Annotated in this window: 16 protein-coding genes; 8 read left to right on the top strand and 8 right to left on the bottom strand. The window is 64.6% G+C overall.

Features of this window, described 5'->3' with window-relative positions; translation table 11 throughout:
* The first annotated feature begins 19 nt into the window (after positions 1 to 19).
* Both ACXJ16_RS06800 and thiE read left to right on the top strand, forming a co-directional pair.
* Positions 20 to 568, top strand: coding sequence for a hypothetical protein (locus ACXJ16_RS06800; RefSeq protein WP_324694638.1), 549 nt, complete (start codon positions 20 to 22; stop codon positions 566 to 568).
* Positions 569 to 586: 18 nt separating this feature from the next.
* Entirely contained in the window at positions 587 to 1234 is a 648-nt protein-coding gene (thiE, locus tag ACXJ16_RS06795; protein WP_324694640.1) for a thiamine phosphate synthase, read from the top strand.
* A gap of 68 nt (positions 1235 to 1302) precedes the next feature.
* Here the strand turns inward: thiE and ACXJ16_RS06790 are convergent, their stop codons facing one another.
* The 4 genes from ACXJ16_RS06790 to npdG are packed head-to-tail and all read right to left on the bottom strand — an operon-like array spanning position 1303 to position 4433.
* Complete coding sequence (locus tag ACXJ16_RS06790; protein ID WP_324694642.1) at positions 1303 to 2223, bottom strand: TIGR03619 family F420-dependent LLM class oxidoreductase; 921 nt, start codon at positions 2221 to 2223, stop codon at positions 1303 to 1305.
* Between the two features lie 55 nt (positions 2224 to 2278).
* Positions 2279 to 3136, bottom strand: coding sequence for an SDR family NAD(P)-dependent oxidoreductase (locus ACXJ16_RS06785; protein WP_324694644.1), 858 nt, complete (start codon positions 3134 to 3136; stop codon positions 2279 to 2281).
* A 14-nt stretch (positions 3137 to 3150) separates the two neighbouring features.
* A complete protein-coding gene (cofC, locus tag ACXJ16_RS06780) occupies positions 3151 to 3786 on the bottom strand; it encodes a 2-phospho-L-lactate guanylyltransferase (RefSeq protein WP_324694646.1) in 636 nt (211 codons plus the stop codon).
* Positions 3783 to 4433 carry an NADPH-dependent F420 reductase gene (npdG, locus tag ACXJ16_RS06775; RefSeq protein WP_054441438.1) on the bottom strand — a complete coding sequence of 217 codons (651 nt, stop codon included), beginning with the start codon at positions 4431 to 4433 and terminating at the stop codon, positions 3783 to 3785. The genes cofC and npdG overlap by 4 nt, the downstream gene beginning before the upstream one ends.
* Before the next feature lie 82 nt (positions 4434 to 4515).
* Here npdG and cofE point away from each other — a divergent pair, with 82 nt between their 5' ends.
* The 3 genes from cofE to cofH are packed head-to-tail and all read left to right on the top strand — an operon-like array spanning position 4516 to position 8584.
* A complete protein-coding gene (cofE, locus tag ACXJ16_RS06770) occupies positions 4516 to 5298 on the top strand; it encodes a coenzyme F420-0:L-glutamate ligase (RefSeq protein ID WP_463921656.1) in 783 nt (260 codons plus the stop codon).
* A complete protein-coding gene (cofD, locus tag ACXJ16_RS06765) occupies positions 5295 to 6239 on the top strand; it encodes a 2-phospho-L-lactate transferase (RefSeq protein WP_463921654.1) in 945 nt (314 codons plus the stop codon). Before cofE ends, cofD begins: the two co-directional genes overlap by 4 nt.
* An 11-nt stretch (positions 6240 to 6250) precedes the next feature.
* Positions 6251 to 8584: a 5-amino-6-(D-ribitylamino)uracil--L-tyrosine 4-hydroxyphenyl transferase CofH gene (gene cofH, locus ACXJ16_RS06760; protein WP_463921652.1), complete on the top strand. Its 2334-nt coding sequence runs from the start codon at positions 6251 to 6253 to the stop codon at positions 8582 to 8584.
* A gap of 47 nt (positions 8585 to 8631) precedes the next feature.
* Here the strand turns inward: cofH and ACXJ16_RS06755 are convergent, their stop codons facing one another.
* The 3 genes from ACXJ16_RS06755 to ACXJ16_RS06745 all read right to left on the bottom strand — a co-directional run bounded on the left by ACXJ16_RS06755 (position 8632) and on the right by ACXJ16_RS06745 (position 11456).
* Positions 8632 to 9105, bottom strand: a complete 474-nt coding sequence (locus ACXJ16_RS06755; RefSeq protein WP_054441447.1) for a VOC family protein — start codon at positions 9103 to 9105, stop codon at positions 8632 to 8634.
* A gap of 114 nt (positions 9106 to 9219) precedes the next feature.
* Positions 9220 to 10401 (bottom strand): sulfotransferase family protein, encoded by a 1182-nt coding sequence (locus ACXJ16_RS06750; protein ID WP_463921651.1) that lies wholly within the window; start codon positions 10399 to 10401, stop codon positions 9220 to 9222.
* Between the two features lie 158 nt (positions 10402 to 10559).
* Positions 10560 to 11456: a helix-turn-helix transcriptional regulator gene (locus ACXJ16_RS06745; RefSeq protein ID WP_185997590.1), complete on the bottom strand. Its 897-nt coding sequence runs from the start codon at positions 11454 to 11456 to the stop codon at positions 10560 to 10562.
* A 191-nt stretch (positions 11457 to 11647) separates the two neighbouring features.
* Here ACXJ16_RS06745 and ACXJ16_RS06740 point away from each other — a divergent pair, with 191 nt between their 5' ends.
* From ACXJ16_RS06740 to ACXJ16_RS06730, 3 genes are read left to right on the top strand one after another with little or no spacing between them, the layout of a single operon-like run.
* A complete protein-coding gene (locus ACXJ16_RS06740) occupies positions 11648 to 12439 on the top strand; it encodes an SDR family NAD(P)-dependent oxidoreductase (protein ID WP_443477805.1) in 792 nt (263 codons plus the stop codon).
* Positions 12440 to 12462: 23 nt separating this feature from the next.
* On the top strand, positions 12463 to 13470 hold the full coding sequence (locus tag ACXJ16_RS06735; protein WP_185997589.1) for a zinc-dependent alcohol dehydrogenase: 1008 nt from the start codon (positions 12463 to 12465) through the stop codon (positions 13468 to 13470).
* Between the two features lies 1 nt (position 13471).
* Positions 13472 to 14731: an MBL fold metallo-hydrolase gene (locus tag ACXJ16_RS06730; RefSeq protein ID WP_324694658.1), complete on the top strand. Its 1260-nt coding sequence runs from the start codon at positions 13472 to 13474 to the stop codon at positions 14729 to 14731.
* A gap of 131 nt (positions 14732 to 14862) precedes the next feature.
* Here ACXJ16_RS06730 and ACXJ16_RS06725 read toward each other — a convergent pair whose 3' ends face one another.
* A complete protein-coding gene (locus tag ACXJ16_RS06725; protein ID WP_463921650.1) occupies positions 14863 to 15960 on the bottom strand; it encodes a helix-turn-helix transcriptional regulator in 1098 nt (365 codons plus the stop codon).
* Between the last annotated feature and the right edge of the window lie 20 nt (positions 15961 to 15980).

The raw sequence follows: 15980 nt of genomic DNA, 5'->3' as shown, positions 1-15980 counted from the left end.
GCCGATAGACGGGACGGCAATGAAATTCTCCCAATATTGGTCTGCTATCAACGGGCCGATCAAGATCTGGCTCGCTTGCATAGTGGTGGTGTTCGTCGCACCATCCCTGTTGCCGCCTGCCGTTATCAGGCTGGTGGTGCCGCCCATCTTTTGTGCGTTGGTGGCGACCTTGCTGATCGCGTGGCTGCGTCCCCGATACGATCCCATGTTGCGACGGGCAATGGCGCTGCTCCTGGGCGAAACGGCCTGGCTCCTGATGGAGGCGGATGCGCTGCCTGCGGCCATGCTGGTCGATGTTCTCGCCGGTTTCCTGCTGCCGTTGCTTCTCCTCTGGCGGCCCTCGCGGGTTCTGGTGGCGATCATGGCCGGGGGCGTCAGCGTCGCGGCTGCCAAGGCGATGTACCTGGCTTCGACCGCGCCGGGCTGGAATACCGATACTGCGGCCGACGCCCTGCACGCGGTGATGAGGTTGACTATCCTCCTGTTCGCGGCAGGAGCGCTGGGTAGGGTGAACCGCGAACGCGACGACGCGCGCTTTGAAGAGGAACTCTTTTCCTCGGCCCCATGAAAGGCTAGGTGCGCGCATATGGAAGACATCGAACGCGAACCGACACAGCTTTACCTGATCTCGCCGCTGGACGTGGGCGGCACGTTCCCCGAACGGCTTGCCCGCGCACTCGATGCCGCGCCTGTCGCGGCGTTCCAGTTCCGGGTCAAGGACGTGGACCAGCACGAGGCTGCGCGTCTTGCAGAGCCCCTGCAGAAGATTTGCGCAGAGCGGGAGGTCGCCTTCATCGTCAACGATTCGATCAGCCTCGCCAAGCGGCTTGGAGCCGACGGCGTGCATATCGGTCAGGAAGACGGGACAGTGGAAGAGGCGCGCAATGCGCTTGGCCGCGATGCGCAGATCGGCGTGACCTGCCATGACAGCCGCCACCTCGCGATGGATGCTGGCGAAGAAGGCGCGGATTACGTGGCGTTCGGAGCATTCTTCCCGACCACTACCAAGCAGGTGAAGCATACTGCTGGGCTCGATCTGCTCGAATGGTGGCAGGGAATCTTCGAAATTCCCTGTGTGGCGATCGGCGGGATCACGCCGGAGAACTGCGGGCCGCTGGTGAAGGCAGGCGCTGACTTCCTCGCGGTTTCGGGCGCGGTCTGGAACGGAGACGAAGTGGCGGCAGTAAAGGCTTTTCACGAAGCCATGGCTGCGGCGATGAAAGCCGAAGGCTGAGGGATCAGGGCAGGGGCCGGTTCCCTGCCCTTAACAGTGCTGGTGGAAGCGTGCTGGCGGCGATTTAATTAAAAATCAATCTTCGCAATAACTTCCTCGCCGAACTTCAGTGCGATGTCGCAATATTGGGCGCGTGTTTCGGCGTGGATCGTCGCACCGGAGCCATGGACTCCGAGCGACTTGAGGTTGGCATAGTGATCGAGCGCTTCCTGTGCGCTCCAACCATCCTTCACAGCGTAAGTCGATGAGGCGATGACTTTGGGGGGCTCGGCACGGCCGACTTTTCCGCAGTGATCCGCCATGTATCCGATCGCGGCGAGGATATCGTCGTCTCCTTCGAGATTGGCGGTGCGCGCAGTGTCGGTAACGCTCTTGGGTACGAAGAACGGGTGCCAGGCGTCACCCAGTTCGACCGCGCGGCGCAGGGCCCGCTTCGAGTTGCCGCCGACCAGCAGGGGCGGGTGCGGTGTCTGTGCAGGCGTGGGCAACATGCGGTTGCCGAGCGCGGTATAGCCGGTGCCCTCGAACGTGAAATCCTCGCCGGTCCAGGCCAATTTCATCGCATTGATATATTCGTCCATGAGGTCGTTGCGGGTATCGAAATCCACGCCGAGCGCCTTGTACTCAGCCTTCATGTAGCCCGCGCCGAGGCCAAGGATCACGCGCCCATTCGTGAAGTGGTCAAGCGATGACACGGCCCGGGCGGTGAGAAACGGATTGCGATAGGGCAGGACCAGGATGTTGGTCTGGAGGCGCAGTTTCGTCGTCGAGGCACCCAGCATCGAGAGCAGGACGAACGGGTCCTGCGCATAGTGCCCTCCGGCATCGAGCCAGCGCGCTGAGGGCGCCGGGTGATCGGTGACGGTGCCGGCGTAGAAGCCCGCCGCTTCGACGGTGCGGGCGATTTCCTGGAGCGCGTCAAGGGTGCCGAATTCCTCCGGGCGATCGATATGGTCGAACGGAAGGCTGGTGCTTAATGTGAAGGTCATGCCGGAAGTTCTTTCAATCGTTGGATTTCTCGCAGTGGATTTCAGGCGATGAGTTTCAGGGATTCGGTTCGGGGGGAAGAACCCAGGTATCGTCGCGGTTGCGCACCCAGCCTCCCGAGGCCCAGGTTCCGCCGTCCACCGGAATGATCGTGCCGGTGACGTAGCTTGCCATCTGTGAGGCGAGGAACACCGCCACGCGGCCGCACTCTTCGTCGATCCCGGCACGGCCGAGCGGGATGCGGCGGCGGATCACGTCTTCCTGTTCCGCGCTGGGCCTGGGCCAGATGGCTTCATCTACGGGGCCGGTGAACTGTCCGCGCGTACCGGGTGTTACCGTGTAATCGGGCGCTATGGCGTTCACCCGGATGCCGTGTTCGGCGAATTCCAGTGCCAGCGTGCGCGTCAGGTTGTTCACGCCGGCCTTGCAGGCGGCATAGACCGCGTAGCCCGGTGCTGCGCGGGCCGCCTCGATACTGGTGACGTTGATGATGGAACCACCCCGCTCGCCCGCAATCATGACTGGCAGTGCAGCCTGCGTGGCGGCGAGGTTGGAAACAAGGTTGAGATCGATGTGGCGCCGCCAGTTCTTCTCGGCGAGATTGAGAAAGCCCCGGCGCGTTACGCCGCCTGCGTTGTTCACCAGCACATCGAGGCGCCCGAACTTCTCGGCAGCGGCGGCAATGGCGTGTTGCAGGGCCTCCACGTCCATCACGTTTCCGGGGATGCACAGCGCCTTGCGGCCGCGCGCCTCGATCATATCGGTGAGTTGTTCGCAGCGTTCAGGCACCGCCTCGATCAAGGCGACATCGGCGCCCATGTCCGCCATGTTCAGTGCGATCGACCTGCCGATCCCGCCTCCGCCGCCGGTAACAAACACAACTTGTCCCGTAAGGTCGATGATGCCGGCGTCCACACCCGTTCTCCCGCTTATGCCAGCCGTCTTCGGCCTTTGGCGATGGGCTGCCGCAATAAGGATACGGCGCTCAACAGATGTTCAGCATCTGGCAGATCGGCGGGCTCGTCTATATCTTTTTCCAGCCCGCCGGAGAGGATCGTCTCCACGGTCAGTCCAAGTTTTTTCGTTTCATCGCAGTGCCTTGAGTAGCTTTCTTCACCGAAGGAGAAAGGAAACCATATGGTTTCGGGCAACGTCAGCGAGAGAGCGTTGGTCCCCGTACCATGCCGATCGGGCGCCACGCCGACTACACCTGCGGGCAGGCTCGCGAGCCGGTCGATGTCAGCGGTCGTCAGGCAGGGAAGATCTGCGGGAAGCACCACGACGCGGTCCGGGCCGGTCGTGGCGATCGCACCAAGCGCCGATCCCAGCGCCCGGTTCAGGTCGGATCCGGAGTCAGGCAACCTTACAAGGCCCTTGCCAAGACCGGGACGGGACGGCCCCAATATGCAGATCCGGTCGATTGCCGCGCAGGCGCGTGCGGTTGCCAGGACATGGCGGAACATCGCGCAGACGAGGGCTTCGCGCTCATCCGGAGCAAGTGCCCGGGCCAGCCTCGTCTTGCCGAGGCCCGGCGCCTTGACCGGGATGAGCGCCCAGCAGCTCACGGGACCAGCGGAGCCTGGGCAAGGTTCGTGAAGCGTATGCCCGCCCCGTCTGCCTTGTAGGTCTTGTTCATGTAAATGAGGATCGAGGTCAGAGCCTCTGCCGCCGCCGAGTTGGCCAGCGCCCCGCCGGAGAGGCCCCGAATGCCCATTCCGGGGCACAGGCCGACCACGGTGTTGCGCGCCTCCACGTCATCGCTGAAGACCAGCACATCACAATCGATAGCGTGGTCGCTGTCGAGATGATGGGCCGACACATTGTGGAACGCCGTGACCAGCCTCGCATCCGGCCCGAGGTGTTCGCGCGCCTGCATGGCGGCGCTGCCTTCTGCGGGAAGCTGTACGCGCATGACCTTGGGCGGGACCAGCGGCACGGTCGTGTCGACAACCACGGCATTGCCGACCGCGTCGCGGATCTGGCGCAGGGTGTCGCCCTGCGAGGCATGGGGAACGGCCACGATCACTACGTCCTTGCCGCGCGCGGCCTCGACATTTTCAGCGTGGCCGGCGGCACCCAGTTCCCCGGCCGTCACCTGTGCCTTGTCTGCCGTGCGTGAACCGATGGTCACTTCGTGACCGGCCTGGACCAGCCTGCGGGCAATGCCCTTGCCGAGAGCGCCGGTTCCGCCGATCACTGCGATCGCTGCCATTGATTATCTCTCCCGCGAATTCTTGTTCGTCATGATTGTGGTTTGCGGCGCTGCGGACGTAGACAGGCGTTCGGGAGGGCCAATGAACAGAATTCCAGAACTGACCGTGCGACCGCTGGCCGGAATGCCCATGTTCGCCGCCGGAATGTCGGTAGCGCAAGCGATTTGCTCTGCCATGGCCGCTTCCGGCGACGGGTTCCGTGACGGCGATATCTGCGTGGTGGCCCAGAAGATCGTCTCCAAGGCGGAGGGCCGCACGCGCGATCTGTCGCGCATTGCACCCGGTGCCGAGGCCGAGCGCCTTGCACGCGATACCGGCCGCGATGCGCCGATGATGCAGGCCATTCTGGACGAGAGTTCGCACATCCTGCGAAGCAACCCCGCGGCCGTGATCGCTTGCCATCGCACCGGGCATGTCCTTGCCAATGCAGGCATCGACGCATCAAACGTGGAAGGGGGAGACGCCGGCCGGGTTCTGCTCTGGCCAATGGACCCCGATGGCTCCGCACGAGCCTTGCGCAGCGCATTGCAGGCAGAGAATGGCGTCAGGATCGGCGTGGTGATCGCGGATTCGATGGGCCGCGCCTGGCGGATCGGAACGCTGGGCACGGCGATCGGCTGCGCCGGGATAGCCGTGCTGGAAGACCGGCGGGGGCGGGCCACGGACCTTTATGGACGAACCTTGCAGGCAACGGTGATCGGTATTGCGGATTCGCTCGCCGCGATGGCTGGGCTGGCCATCGGCGAGGGTGACGAAGGCACGCCTGTCGCCCTTGTTCGCGGCGGCGCGCGCTGGGTGACGGCCGAGGACGGGCCGGGCGCGGCTAGCGGGCTGAGACCCATGGAGCAGGACATGTTCCGATGAGCGGGCGTCATGTCCTTGCGCTTTCCGGCGGTGTCGGCGGGGCCAAGCTGGCGGCTGGCCTGGCTGCGGTCATGGATCCGTCCGACCTCACCATCGCCGTGAACACGGGCGACGATTTCGAACACCTGGGCCTGACCATCTGCCCCGACATCGATTCCGTCATCTATGCGCTTGCCGGTCTCAACGACATCCAGCGCGGATGGGGCGTCAAGGATGAGACGTGGCAGGCCATGGCCATGCTGCGCGCCATGGGCGAGGAGGACTGGTTCAATCTCGGCGATCGCGACCTCGCGATGCATCTGACGCGGAGCTGGCGTTTGCGCGCGGGTGAAAGCCTTTCAGACGTGACTGCGCGGCTTGCCGGCGAACTGGGCATCGCCCATGCGATCGTTCCGATGAGCGACGGGCCGGTGCGCACCCAGGTTCGCACGGTGGCGGGATGGACGGACTTCCAGCGGTGGTTCGTCGGCGAGCAATGTGGCCCGGCTGTCTCCGCGATCCGTTTCGAGGGTGTGCCGGGCGCGTTGCCTTCGCCCGGTCTCGCCGCGGCGCTGGGCCGTGAGGACCTGGCGGCAATCGTGATTTGTCCCTCGAATCCGTACCTCAGCGTCGATCCGATCCTTGCCGTTGACGGTATTCGCGAAGCGGTTGCGGCACGGCGCGTGCCGCTGATCGCAGTCTCGCCGCTGGTAGGCGGTGCAGCCGTGAAAGGGCCGCTGGCGAAGTTGCTGGCCGGGATGGGGCGGGCAGTTGGCAATGCGGCCATCGCTGATCACTACGGCGATCTTCTCGACCACCTCTTGATCGACCATGCCGATGAGGCCGATGTCTCTGGTTTGCAGGCGCGGGGGCTTCAGGTCACCGTGACGAAGACAATGATGCGCGAAGCCGCCGACAGGACAAGGCTCGCGCAGGAGGTGCTTGCCCTCGCAGGTGCCTGAAGGGTGAGCAGATGCAGGATGAAACCGCCCAATCGTCAGCGGATGAACTGAAGGCGTGGCTGCTGGCCGCACCGCTGGAAGAGGTCACCGCGCGGGCAAGAGCGCGGCGCGATGCGCGCGGGCCGGCACGGATGACGTATTCGCCCAAGGTGTTCATCCCCCTGACGCGCCTCTGCGCGGACGTCTGCCACTACTGCACTTTCGCGACCACGCCCTCGCGGCTTGAAGCGCCTTACCTGACGCCTGACGAAGTGCTGGCGATCGCCCGCGCCGGTGCCGCTTCGGGTTGCCGTGAGGCTTTGTTCACGCTGGGTGATGCCCCCGAACGCCGCTACGCCGCCGCGCGCGAATGGCTGGCCGAACGCGGGTTTGCCCGCACCGTCGACTATGTGCGGCACTGCGCCGAACTGGTGCTCGGGGAAACCGGGCTTCTGCCGCACGTCAATGCGGGGGTGTTGGAGCAGCAGGATTACGCGATGCTGCGCCCGGTCGCTGCGTCGGCAGGGCTTATGCTGGAAAGCATCTCCGAGCGGTTGCTGGAAAAGGGCATGTGTCACCACGGCTCGCCGGACAAGGTGCCGGCGCTTCGCCTCGCCTCGCTGGCGGCCGCCGGGGAGGCGAGGGTGCCGATGACCAGCGGCGTCTTGATCGGAATCGGCGAGACCGCCGAAGAGCGGCTCGACAGCCTTTTCGCACTGCGAGACCTGCACTGCGAGCATGGGCATCTGCAGGAAGTGATCGTCCAGAACTTCTGCCCGAAACCCGGTACGAAGATGGCGGAGGCGCCAGAAGCCACCGAAAACGATTTCCTGCGCGTAGTCGCCGCCACGCGCCTTATCCTGCCTGACGAGGTATCGGTTCAGGCGCCGCCCAATCTCAACGACGAGCGACTGGTCGAACTCATCGATGCAGGTATCGACGACTGGGGCGGTATCTCCCCTGTCACGCTCGATCATGTGAACCCGGAAGCGCCCTGGCCTGAAGTCGAGCGGCTGCGCGCGATCTGCGCGGGCAAGGGGCTGCCGCTGGTCGAGCGGCTGACGATCTATCCGCGTTACATCACGACCGAAGACCGTTCATGGATCGACCCGGCGATCCGTCCAGCCATTCTGCGTCATGCCGATGCCGAAGGGCTGGCGCGTGACAGCGCGTGGAGCCCCGGCCTTGCAGGTCAGCATGCGCCGGGCAATGTCCACGCGCCGCTGGGGCGCCAGCACGAAGGTCCGGTGGCCGCGTCCCTCCATCGTATCCTTGAGCGGGCGGCCAGCGGGGCGACGCTGGGCGAGGACGATATCGTGGCACTTTTCGCAACGCGGGGCGCTGCGGCGCAGGCGGTGGTCGACGCCGCGGATGCCTTGCGGGCCGAAGTCAGCGGCGAGACGGTAACCTATGTCGTCAACCGCAACATCAACTATACGAATATCTGCACGCACACCTGTTCGTTCTGCGCGTTTTCGAAAACCAGCAGCAAGGCCGGGTTCCGCGACAAGCCCTATAACCTCGATCTCGGCGAGATCGCCGGGCGTGCCCGCGAAGCCGTTGCACGCGGGGCGACCGAGGTGTGCCTCCAGGGCGGCATCCACCCCAGCTACACCGGAGATACCTACCTTTCGATCGTGCGCGCCGTGAAGGAGGCTTGCCCCGATCTGCACGTTCACGCCTTTTCACCGCTTGAGGTGAGCCAGGGCGCACGGACGCTGGGCATGCCGGTCGGGGATTACCTCGCCATGCTCAAGGATGCGGGGCTGGGCTCTCTGCCCGGCACGGCGGCGGAAATCCTGTGCGACGATATTCGCGAGCAGATCTGCCCCGGCAAGCTGACGACGCAGGAATGGCTAGACGTGGTCGGCAGTGCTCACCGCGTGGGTCTGCCCACGACCTCGACGGTGATGTTCGGCCACCTTGAAGGCACCGGGCACTGGGCGCGTCACTTGCTGGCCTTGCGCAATCTCCAGCTCGATACGGGCGGAATTACCGAGTTCGTGCCGCTGCCGCTCGTGCATATGGAGGCGCCGTTCTATCGACGCGGGCAATGCCGCAAGGGGCCGACCTGGCGCGAGGCGGTGATGATGCATGCCGTGGCGCGGCTTGCGCTCAACGGTGCGATCAACTCGATCCAGTGCTCTTGGGTGAAGCTCGGGATGGACGGTGCCGCCGCCGTGCTTGCAGCGGGGGCCAACGACCTCGGCGGGGTGCTCATGGACGAAAGCATCAGCCGCGCGGCAGGCGCAGCGCACGGACAGGGCGTGACGATCGAGGAATTGCGCCAGGCTGCCGAAAGCGTGGGCCGGCGGTTGAGGCAGCGCACGACGCTCTACGGCGAGGTTCCGCTGGAATTGGCCTGAAGAACGGGAGGATCCGGGAGCGCCGGCCGGCGCCCCCCGACCGCGTTTCACATGGCCTTGATCTGCTGCCACATGGCATCGGGCATCCAGGTATATTCGATGTAGTGCCCAACCACCTTGCGCGCATCGAGGTACAGGAACTTCAACCCATTGGGATCGTCGTTCGGTTGGCGTTCCATCGCCAGCGGAAGCGCCTGCGCATCCACGCGCGTGCGGAAGTCCGCCCAGTTGTCCACGCCAAAGCAGATGTGGTGAAAGCGCAAGGGGCCGCCGTTCGACAGGCAATTGGCGTAGATGCCTGCCTCGTCGATCTCATTTTCGATGAGTTCGATCTGGAGTTCGTCGACCCAGACGAAGCAGATGCGCCCCTTCTGGCGCTTGAGCCCGTGCGGGGTCAGCACTTGCTGGTCGACCGGGATAATCATCGGCTCGCGGGTAAGCCCCCGGCCACGGAACAGGTCGATCGCGGCTTCCAGATTGTCGCAGACATAGGCGTTTTGATAATGACGGCCTTCGAACATCGATCTCTCCCTGCCGGCTTGCCGCCGGCGAAGCGGTAATTTGCCCGTCATCCCCGCGGGCGCTGGATGCGCGTTAGCGGGGGGTGACGGGTGACAGGAGCGGCGTGTGCTTTCTCAGCCTTCGCGCGCAACGTCATAGCGGGAAAGGTAGCGTTCGAAGAGCGGCTCAAGCTCCGCCTTCTCTATGCCGTACTGTGCGAGCTTGTATTCGTGCTTGCCGAACTTGTCCTGCGGGTTTTCGTTCACCCACTGCTGGATGCCGGCCTCGGCCTCGGCGGTCCATTCGTCGCCAAGCTGCTGGTAGACTTTCTTCATCGTGCCGATCGGATCGGCGGTCATGTCGGCGTAGTGGACGTCGATCACCTTGTCCTCGCCGTGCTTGTCGCGGAAATCCATGATGCGGTTGGCGTGCTCGGCGGCCTGCCAGGTGTAGTTTTCCTTGAGCCACGCGGTGTCCGGCTTGCCCATGTGCGCCATGTGGCTGAGCGAGATGACCGAGCAGAGCGAGCCCGTGGCAGTGAAGGGATCGCGATGCGCCCAAAGGACCCGGGCATCGGGATAGACCTTGAAGATCGTCTCCAGCCACAGCGCGTGGCTGGGCTTCTTCACGTTCCACACGCCGCCCGCGTTCTGCTGAAGCACTTGCAGGAACTTCTTGTGGTATTCGTAAGCGCTGGTCATGTCGCAGGAGAAGATGAACTCCTTGTATTCCGGCAGCTTGCCCTTGGAATCGATCATCAGCGTCTTGAAGTCGTGCGCCATGAAGAACACGCACTCGTTCGGATAGACGGCCGAGCCGCGATAGTACTTGCCCATGGCCGGATTGGCTTCGAGCATAGCCTTTTCCTGCGCCAGACGCGCCTGTGCGCGTGGGTCGGTGGTCAGCAGGTCGGCCGAGGCGACCGGCGGCACCGGATCGTCAATTTCCCAGGTCAGCGGCGAACGGCGCGCAGGATCGGCAGCCAGCAGGTTCGAAAGCAGCGTGGTGCCGGTGCGGGGCACGCCCATTACGAAGACCGGCCGCTCGACCGGGCGGCTGAGAAGTTCGGGGTTCTGACGCAGGTAGTCCGAAATCTTCAGACGGCCGCGCAGATAGTGGAGCGTGTCGGCGGTCCCGCGCGCGATGCCTCCCTCTGTGTACTGCCCGCGCGCGATCCCGGCGTTGAAGTCGTTCACGAAGACGTCGAAGCCTTCGTGCCAGGTGTCGTTGTCGAAGTCCCGGATGCCGGTGTCCTTCATCGCCTGTTCGACGAGAGCGTCGCCGACGAGCTTGTCCGCCGTGAGTTGCTCGGTCATTTCGTGATCCTCTTTCCCGTGTCTTTGAGTGGGCCGCTGCGGCGACCTCATGGGCACGAGTTAGCCTGTGCGCAGGGCCCATTGGCAATGCGGCAGACGCGTCAGATCGAGCCGTTATATCGAATCCCGGTCAAGACCCGTCCATGGGGACAGGAGCGTTATGCGGCAACGGAGTGCATCGATCCCAGCGCACGGCCTTGCCGCTGGCGGAAGGTGCTGGGACTGGCGCCGACGGCGCGCCGGAAGGCGAAAGTGAAGCTCGAAGGAGAGGAGAAACCCATGGCGAAGGCGACTGTCTTCACGCTGTCGCCGTCCATCAACATGCGCTTGGCGGCTTCCATCCGGCGCTGCTCGATATAGTCGCCGATCGAACAGGCACGGCTCACCCGGAAGCCGCGCGTGAGTTGGCGCACCGACAGCGAACAGAGGTCTGCCAACTCCTGAAGCGAAGGGGCGGCGAGGTCTCCGGCCAGCCGTTCCTCGATCAGCCTCAGCCGCCAGCCGGAAAGCCCCCCGGTCATCGGGCGCTCCGAGACTTCGAGGCCGTAGCGACCGAGTTCGATGGACAGTTCTCCGCCCAGCAGTTCGAGCATCCGGCGCGAAGCGAGGCCGGGGTGGCGCACTTCGGCGGTGATGCGGAACAGCAGCGCCCGCACTTGCGCACTGGCGATGTCGAGCGCGGCGGCGAGATGCGCATCGTCCCAGTTCAGCGTCTGTCCGATGAACTCGTGGACCATGGCGGCGTCTATCGTGCAGACCAGCGAGGCCTGCCTGCCGCGTCCGCCGCGAATGTAGAGCGATTCGCCCGGTGGGATCGCGAAGATGTCACCCAGTCGCTCGAAACGGTGCGGGCCCCAGCGTTCGCGGTATCCGCCACGCGATTCAAGGGGGCGCGGGGTGAGGCACATGTTGACGTGATAGCCTTCGCCCAGGGCGTGGCGTGTGTCGGTCGGCTCGGGAATGTCGAAACGCACGATCTGTGCGCAGATGCCCGGTGCCGACAGTTCGGCGTCGACGATCATGGTAGGCAGGTGGGCTGCCTCGCTCGCTTGCATCGCATCGTTCTCCCCAGGGGCTTCGGGCCTCTTGTGAAAGGCGGGCCTGAATTATGTCCCTGATGCCAAGATAAGGCCCGAATTCTATTCCTGGCGGGGTTGCGGGACAAGCCGTGCACGGGAAACATCGCGCCAACGAAAGCGCGGGCGGACAAAGCCCGCGTAATGACAACGGGATCGAGGAGAGAATGATGGCCAAGGGCCTTTTCGACTGCACGGGTAAAGTGACGGTGGTGACCGGCGGCAACGGCGGCATCGGTTTCGGCTTTGCCATGGGCGTCGCGAAAATGGGCGGCGATCTCGCGATCTGGGCGCGCAATGCGGAAAAGAGCGCCAAAGCCAAGGCCGAACTGGAAGCGGCGGGCGCGGGCAGGGTGATCGCCTATCAGGTGGACGTTTCGGAAGAGGCGAACATTATCGCCGGCTACCAGCAGGTCATGGCGGATTTCGGCCGGGTCGACTGCGTCTTCGCCAATTCGGGCGCTTCGCCGCGTTACAATTCCACGTTCGAGATGCCGACGGAGCATTGGCACGAATTCCAGAAGACCGCGCTGCATGGCGCCTTCTTCACCCTGCGCGAAGGCGCGCGGCTGATGAAGGAGCGGGTGGAAGCGGGTGATCAGAGCGGCGGCAGTCTTGTCGCCTGCGGTTCGCTGTCGCTGTTCCAGGGGCTGCCGGGCAAGATGGAATACGCCTCGTCCAAGGCGGCGATCGCCGCTGCGGTGCGGTGCCTTGCCATCGAACTGGCGCCGCTCGGCATCCGCGCCAACGTGGTCGCTCCGGGGCTCGTCATCACCCCGATGATGGGCGAGGGCGCGCGGGCCGATGCAGTTGCCGCGCACTTCGCCCCGACGATCCCGATGAAGCGCACCGGTTATCCGGCGGACTTCGAGGGCATCGGGGCCTACCTTTGCTCTGACGCCAGCTCGTTCATGACCGGCGAGACGGTCACGATCGACGGCGGCTACATGGTTCGCCCCTGAGCGACCGGGAGAGGAGACAGGCGATGGAACTGCTCAAGATTCACGGGGTCGGCGATGTACGCGTCGATGCTTACGAACGTCCGGCAGCCGGGCCGAAGGACGTGGTCGTCAGGATGAAGTCGGTCGGTATCTGCGGATCGGACCTGTCCTACATCAAGATGGGCGGAATTCCGCCCGGCGTGGAGACTGCGCTCGGCCATGAAGGCGCGGGTGACGTGATCGAGGTCGGCGCCGACGTCGCGGGAATTGCGGTGGGCGATCCGGTGATCGTCAATCCGATGATGACGCCCAGCAACATCGGCTCGGGCGGCCCGGAAGGCGCCTTCACGCAGGAACTGCTGGTGCGAGAGGCGCGGCTTGGCGATTCGATCCTGCCGATCCCCGAGGGCATCTCGTATGACGTGGCCGCGATGTGCGAGCCGCTGGCCGTCGCCATGCACGGGGTCAACCGTGCCGACGTGAAGCCCGGCGACAAGGTCGTGGTGTTCGGCTGTGGGCCGATCGGCCTTGGCATGTTGCTCTGGCTGATCGATCGCGGCGTGACCGACGTGGTGGCGCTGGATCTGTCCGAGGAACGGCTGGAACGCGCCCGGGCACTGGGCGTGCAGGCGGCGCTCGATCCCAGCAAGGTCGATCTGCGCGCGGAACTGGCACGGCTTCACGGTGAAGTGCCGAGCTATGGCCGGGTGGGCGTGGGCACTGACGCCTTCATCGACGCGGCGGGCGCGCCCAACATCCTCACCGAAGTCATCATGATGGCCAAGCTTCATGCCAAGCTGGTTATCACGGCCGCCTATATGCGGCCCATAGAGTTCCCGGTCGGCCGCATGCTGACCAGCGAGATGACGATCACCACGGCGGTCGGCTATCCCACGGAAATGCCCGAGGTGATCGCTGCCATGCCGCGCCTGAAGGACAAGATCGCGGCGATGATCAGCCACAAGCTGCCATTCAGCGAGATCATGAAAGGCCTGGAAATCGCGGCGACACCGCAGTCCGCCAAAGTCATGATCGGCATCGAGGAGTCTTGAGATGAGCCCAAGTGCTGACAGTGTGAAGGACGCCGGGCCGAAGCTGGCAGGGCTCGTCCGCTCGGGCGACGAGCAGGCCGAAGCCATCGCGATCACCGATTTCGTGTTCCAGGCGAACGACATCTCGAATGCCTATCTCGTGACGACCGCCGAGGGCGATGTCCTGATCAACACCGGCTTCATGGACAATGCAGAGCGCACCAAGCGCCTGTTGACCCCGCCGCGCACCGGCCCGCTGGCCTTCATCATCCTTACCCAGAGCCATGCCGATCACTTCGGCGGCGTGCCGGAATTTCTGGAAGAGGGTACGCAAGTCGTTGGCGGGCCGGGCTTCAACGAAGCGCTCTCGGACATGATGCGCCTTCAGCCCTTTTTCGGACCGAGGAGCGGCAAGCTCTGGGGGTCGACGCTCAAGCGCGGCGGTTCGCCCAAGCCGGCGCCGGATGTGGTGCCCGATATTCTGGTCGACCGCCGTCTGACCATCGACCTTGGCGGGCGGACGTTCGAGCTGATCTCCACGCCCGAGGGGGAGACGATCGACTCGCTCACGGTCTGGATGCCCAAGGAGAAGATCGCCTTCACCGGCAATGTCTTCGGGCCGGTCTGGCTCTCGATGCCGTTCCTGAACACCCTGCGCGGAGACAAGCCGCGTCTGGTGCGTAATTACCTGAAGTCGCTGGAGACGATCCGCGACCTCGGTGCCGAGATCATCGTCACCGGGCACGGCGAGGCCATTCGCGGGGCCGAGCGCATCCGCGCCGATCTCGACAAGTTGCACGCCGCAGTCAGCCATGTTCGCGACTACACGCTGGAAGGCATGAAGTCGGGTAAGGACGTGCACACCCTGATGCGCGAATTCGCCTGGCCAGAGGGGTTGGAGATCGGCGAATTCCACGGCAAGGCCGCCTGGGCGGTCAAGTCGATCTGGCGCGAGTATTCGGGCTGGCTGCACTATGAGGACGGCACCACCGCTCTCTACGGCGTGCCGCGGTCCAGCGTCGATGCCGATCTGGTCGAACTTGCTGGCGGCGCGGCCAGGCTGGCCGAACGGGCGCAGGCGAAGCTGGATGCGGGCGCTCCGCTGGAAGCCGTGCACCTGACCGACATAGCCCTCAGTGCCGAGCCGGACAATGCGGGGGTGCTTACTGTGCGCAAGGCGGCGCATGAGGCGCTGCTGGCGGCTTCTGGCGGCAAGAACCTGTCCGAAACGATGTGGCTGCGTTCGGAGATCGCGGCAATGGAGGCCAGGCTCGGCGATTGATCGGGCGGGAGTTTCAGGGGCGCTGTTTCTCCTCAGAGCGGCGCGAGGCGGCCCTGGATTGCTTCGCTACGCTCGCAATGACGATGAATGTGGGGCACTTGAGACCTTCGCCTCAAGATACCTGACAGGCCTCACCCCATCACTGCGCTGCTCTCATAGACCAGCCGCACCAGTTCCGCTTGCCCGCGCACGCCCAGCTTGGCGTAGAGCCGCTTGGAATAGTTGCGCGCGGTTTCAAGCGTCAGATTCATCCGCTCCGCCGCTTCGGCGATGGAGTGGCCGTCCGCCAGCGCCATCGCCAGTTCCGCTTCGCGTCGGGGCAGGTCGAAAATCTCGGCCAGCCGTTCGGCGCCATGCTCCGAGTGCGGTTGGGGCAGGGTGCAGAGCGCCACCAGCGCGGGAGCCGCGAGTGCCTCGGTATTTTCGGCCGGCATCAGCAGCGCTTCGACATGCGGCTTTTCCCGCAGCAGCAGCGGCCGCGCCTGCAATAAGCGATCATGCGCCATCTCGGTTGCCGCTGCCGCGAGCCTGCGTTCGGCGGCAAGGTCGAGCCCGAGCACACGCTCGCCGGGGCGCAACACGGCGCCGCAATGCCGCTGCCAGAATTCGGTAAGCGCCGGATCGGCCGCCAGTACGCGCGCTTCCGCATCGAGCAGCATCCAGCCCTTTCCGGTTCGCTCCAGCCCCATGGCGTTGATCCGGGCCGCGAGCCGGTCACGGTCCATGGAAACGAGATTCTCCACGGCGATCGCCACATAAGGCGCGAGGTTGGAAAGCAGTGCGCCGTCGGCTGCGGAGCAATCGCGCGCGCGGGCCATCAGCAGCCAGGCGCTATAGTGTTCTCCGCCGGCGATCCGCACCACCCGTTCGTCGCCGATGCCCAGTTTGGCCATGCGCCGGTTGCGATCGGCCCGTGCTGCCGGGTCGTGATCGATCATTTCGCCTATCGAATAGACCCGGCCCGGCCTCAGGCTGTCATAGAGGTAGCGGTCGAGATCGAACGGGCCCTGCAACTGCGATTCGCGGGCGCGTTTGCGCAAGTCGATTCCGGCGTAGCTGTCGACGATTGCGGCGTGCGGACCATCGCCCATGCGAAGGATCAGGCTGACGTAATCGGCTTGGGTGCGCCGGCGCACTCTTTCCAGAAATGTCGAAAAGCGCGGATTTTCGGCATTTCCCTGAAAGAGCGGGATCAGGAGATCGGTCTCGTCGTTGCTGGTAAGGGCCATGCCCTCCCATATGGGAGGTT

The sequence above is a fragment of the Novosphingobium sp. TK71 genome (assembly GCF_055361505.1).
Note: the sequence above shows the minus strand (reverse complement) of the source record. Positions and strands in the feature narration are given on the sequence as shown.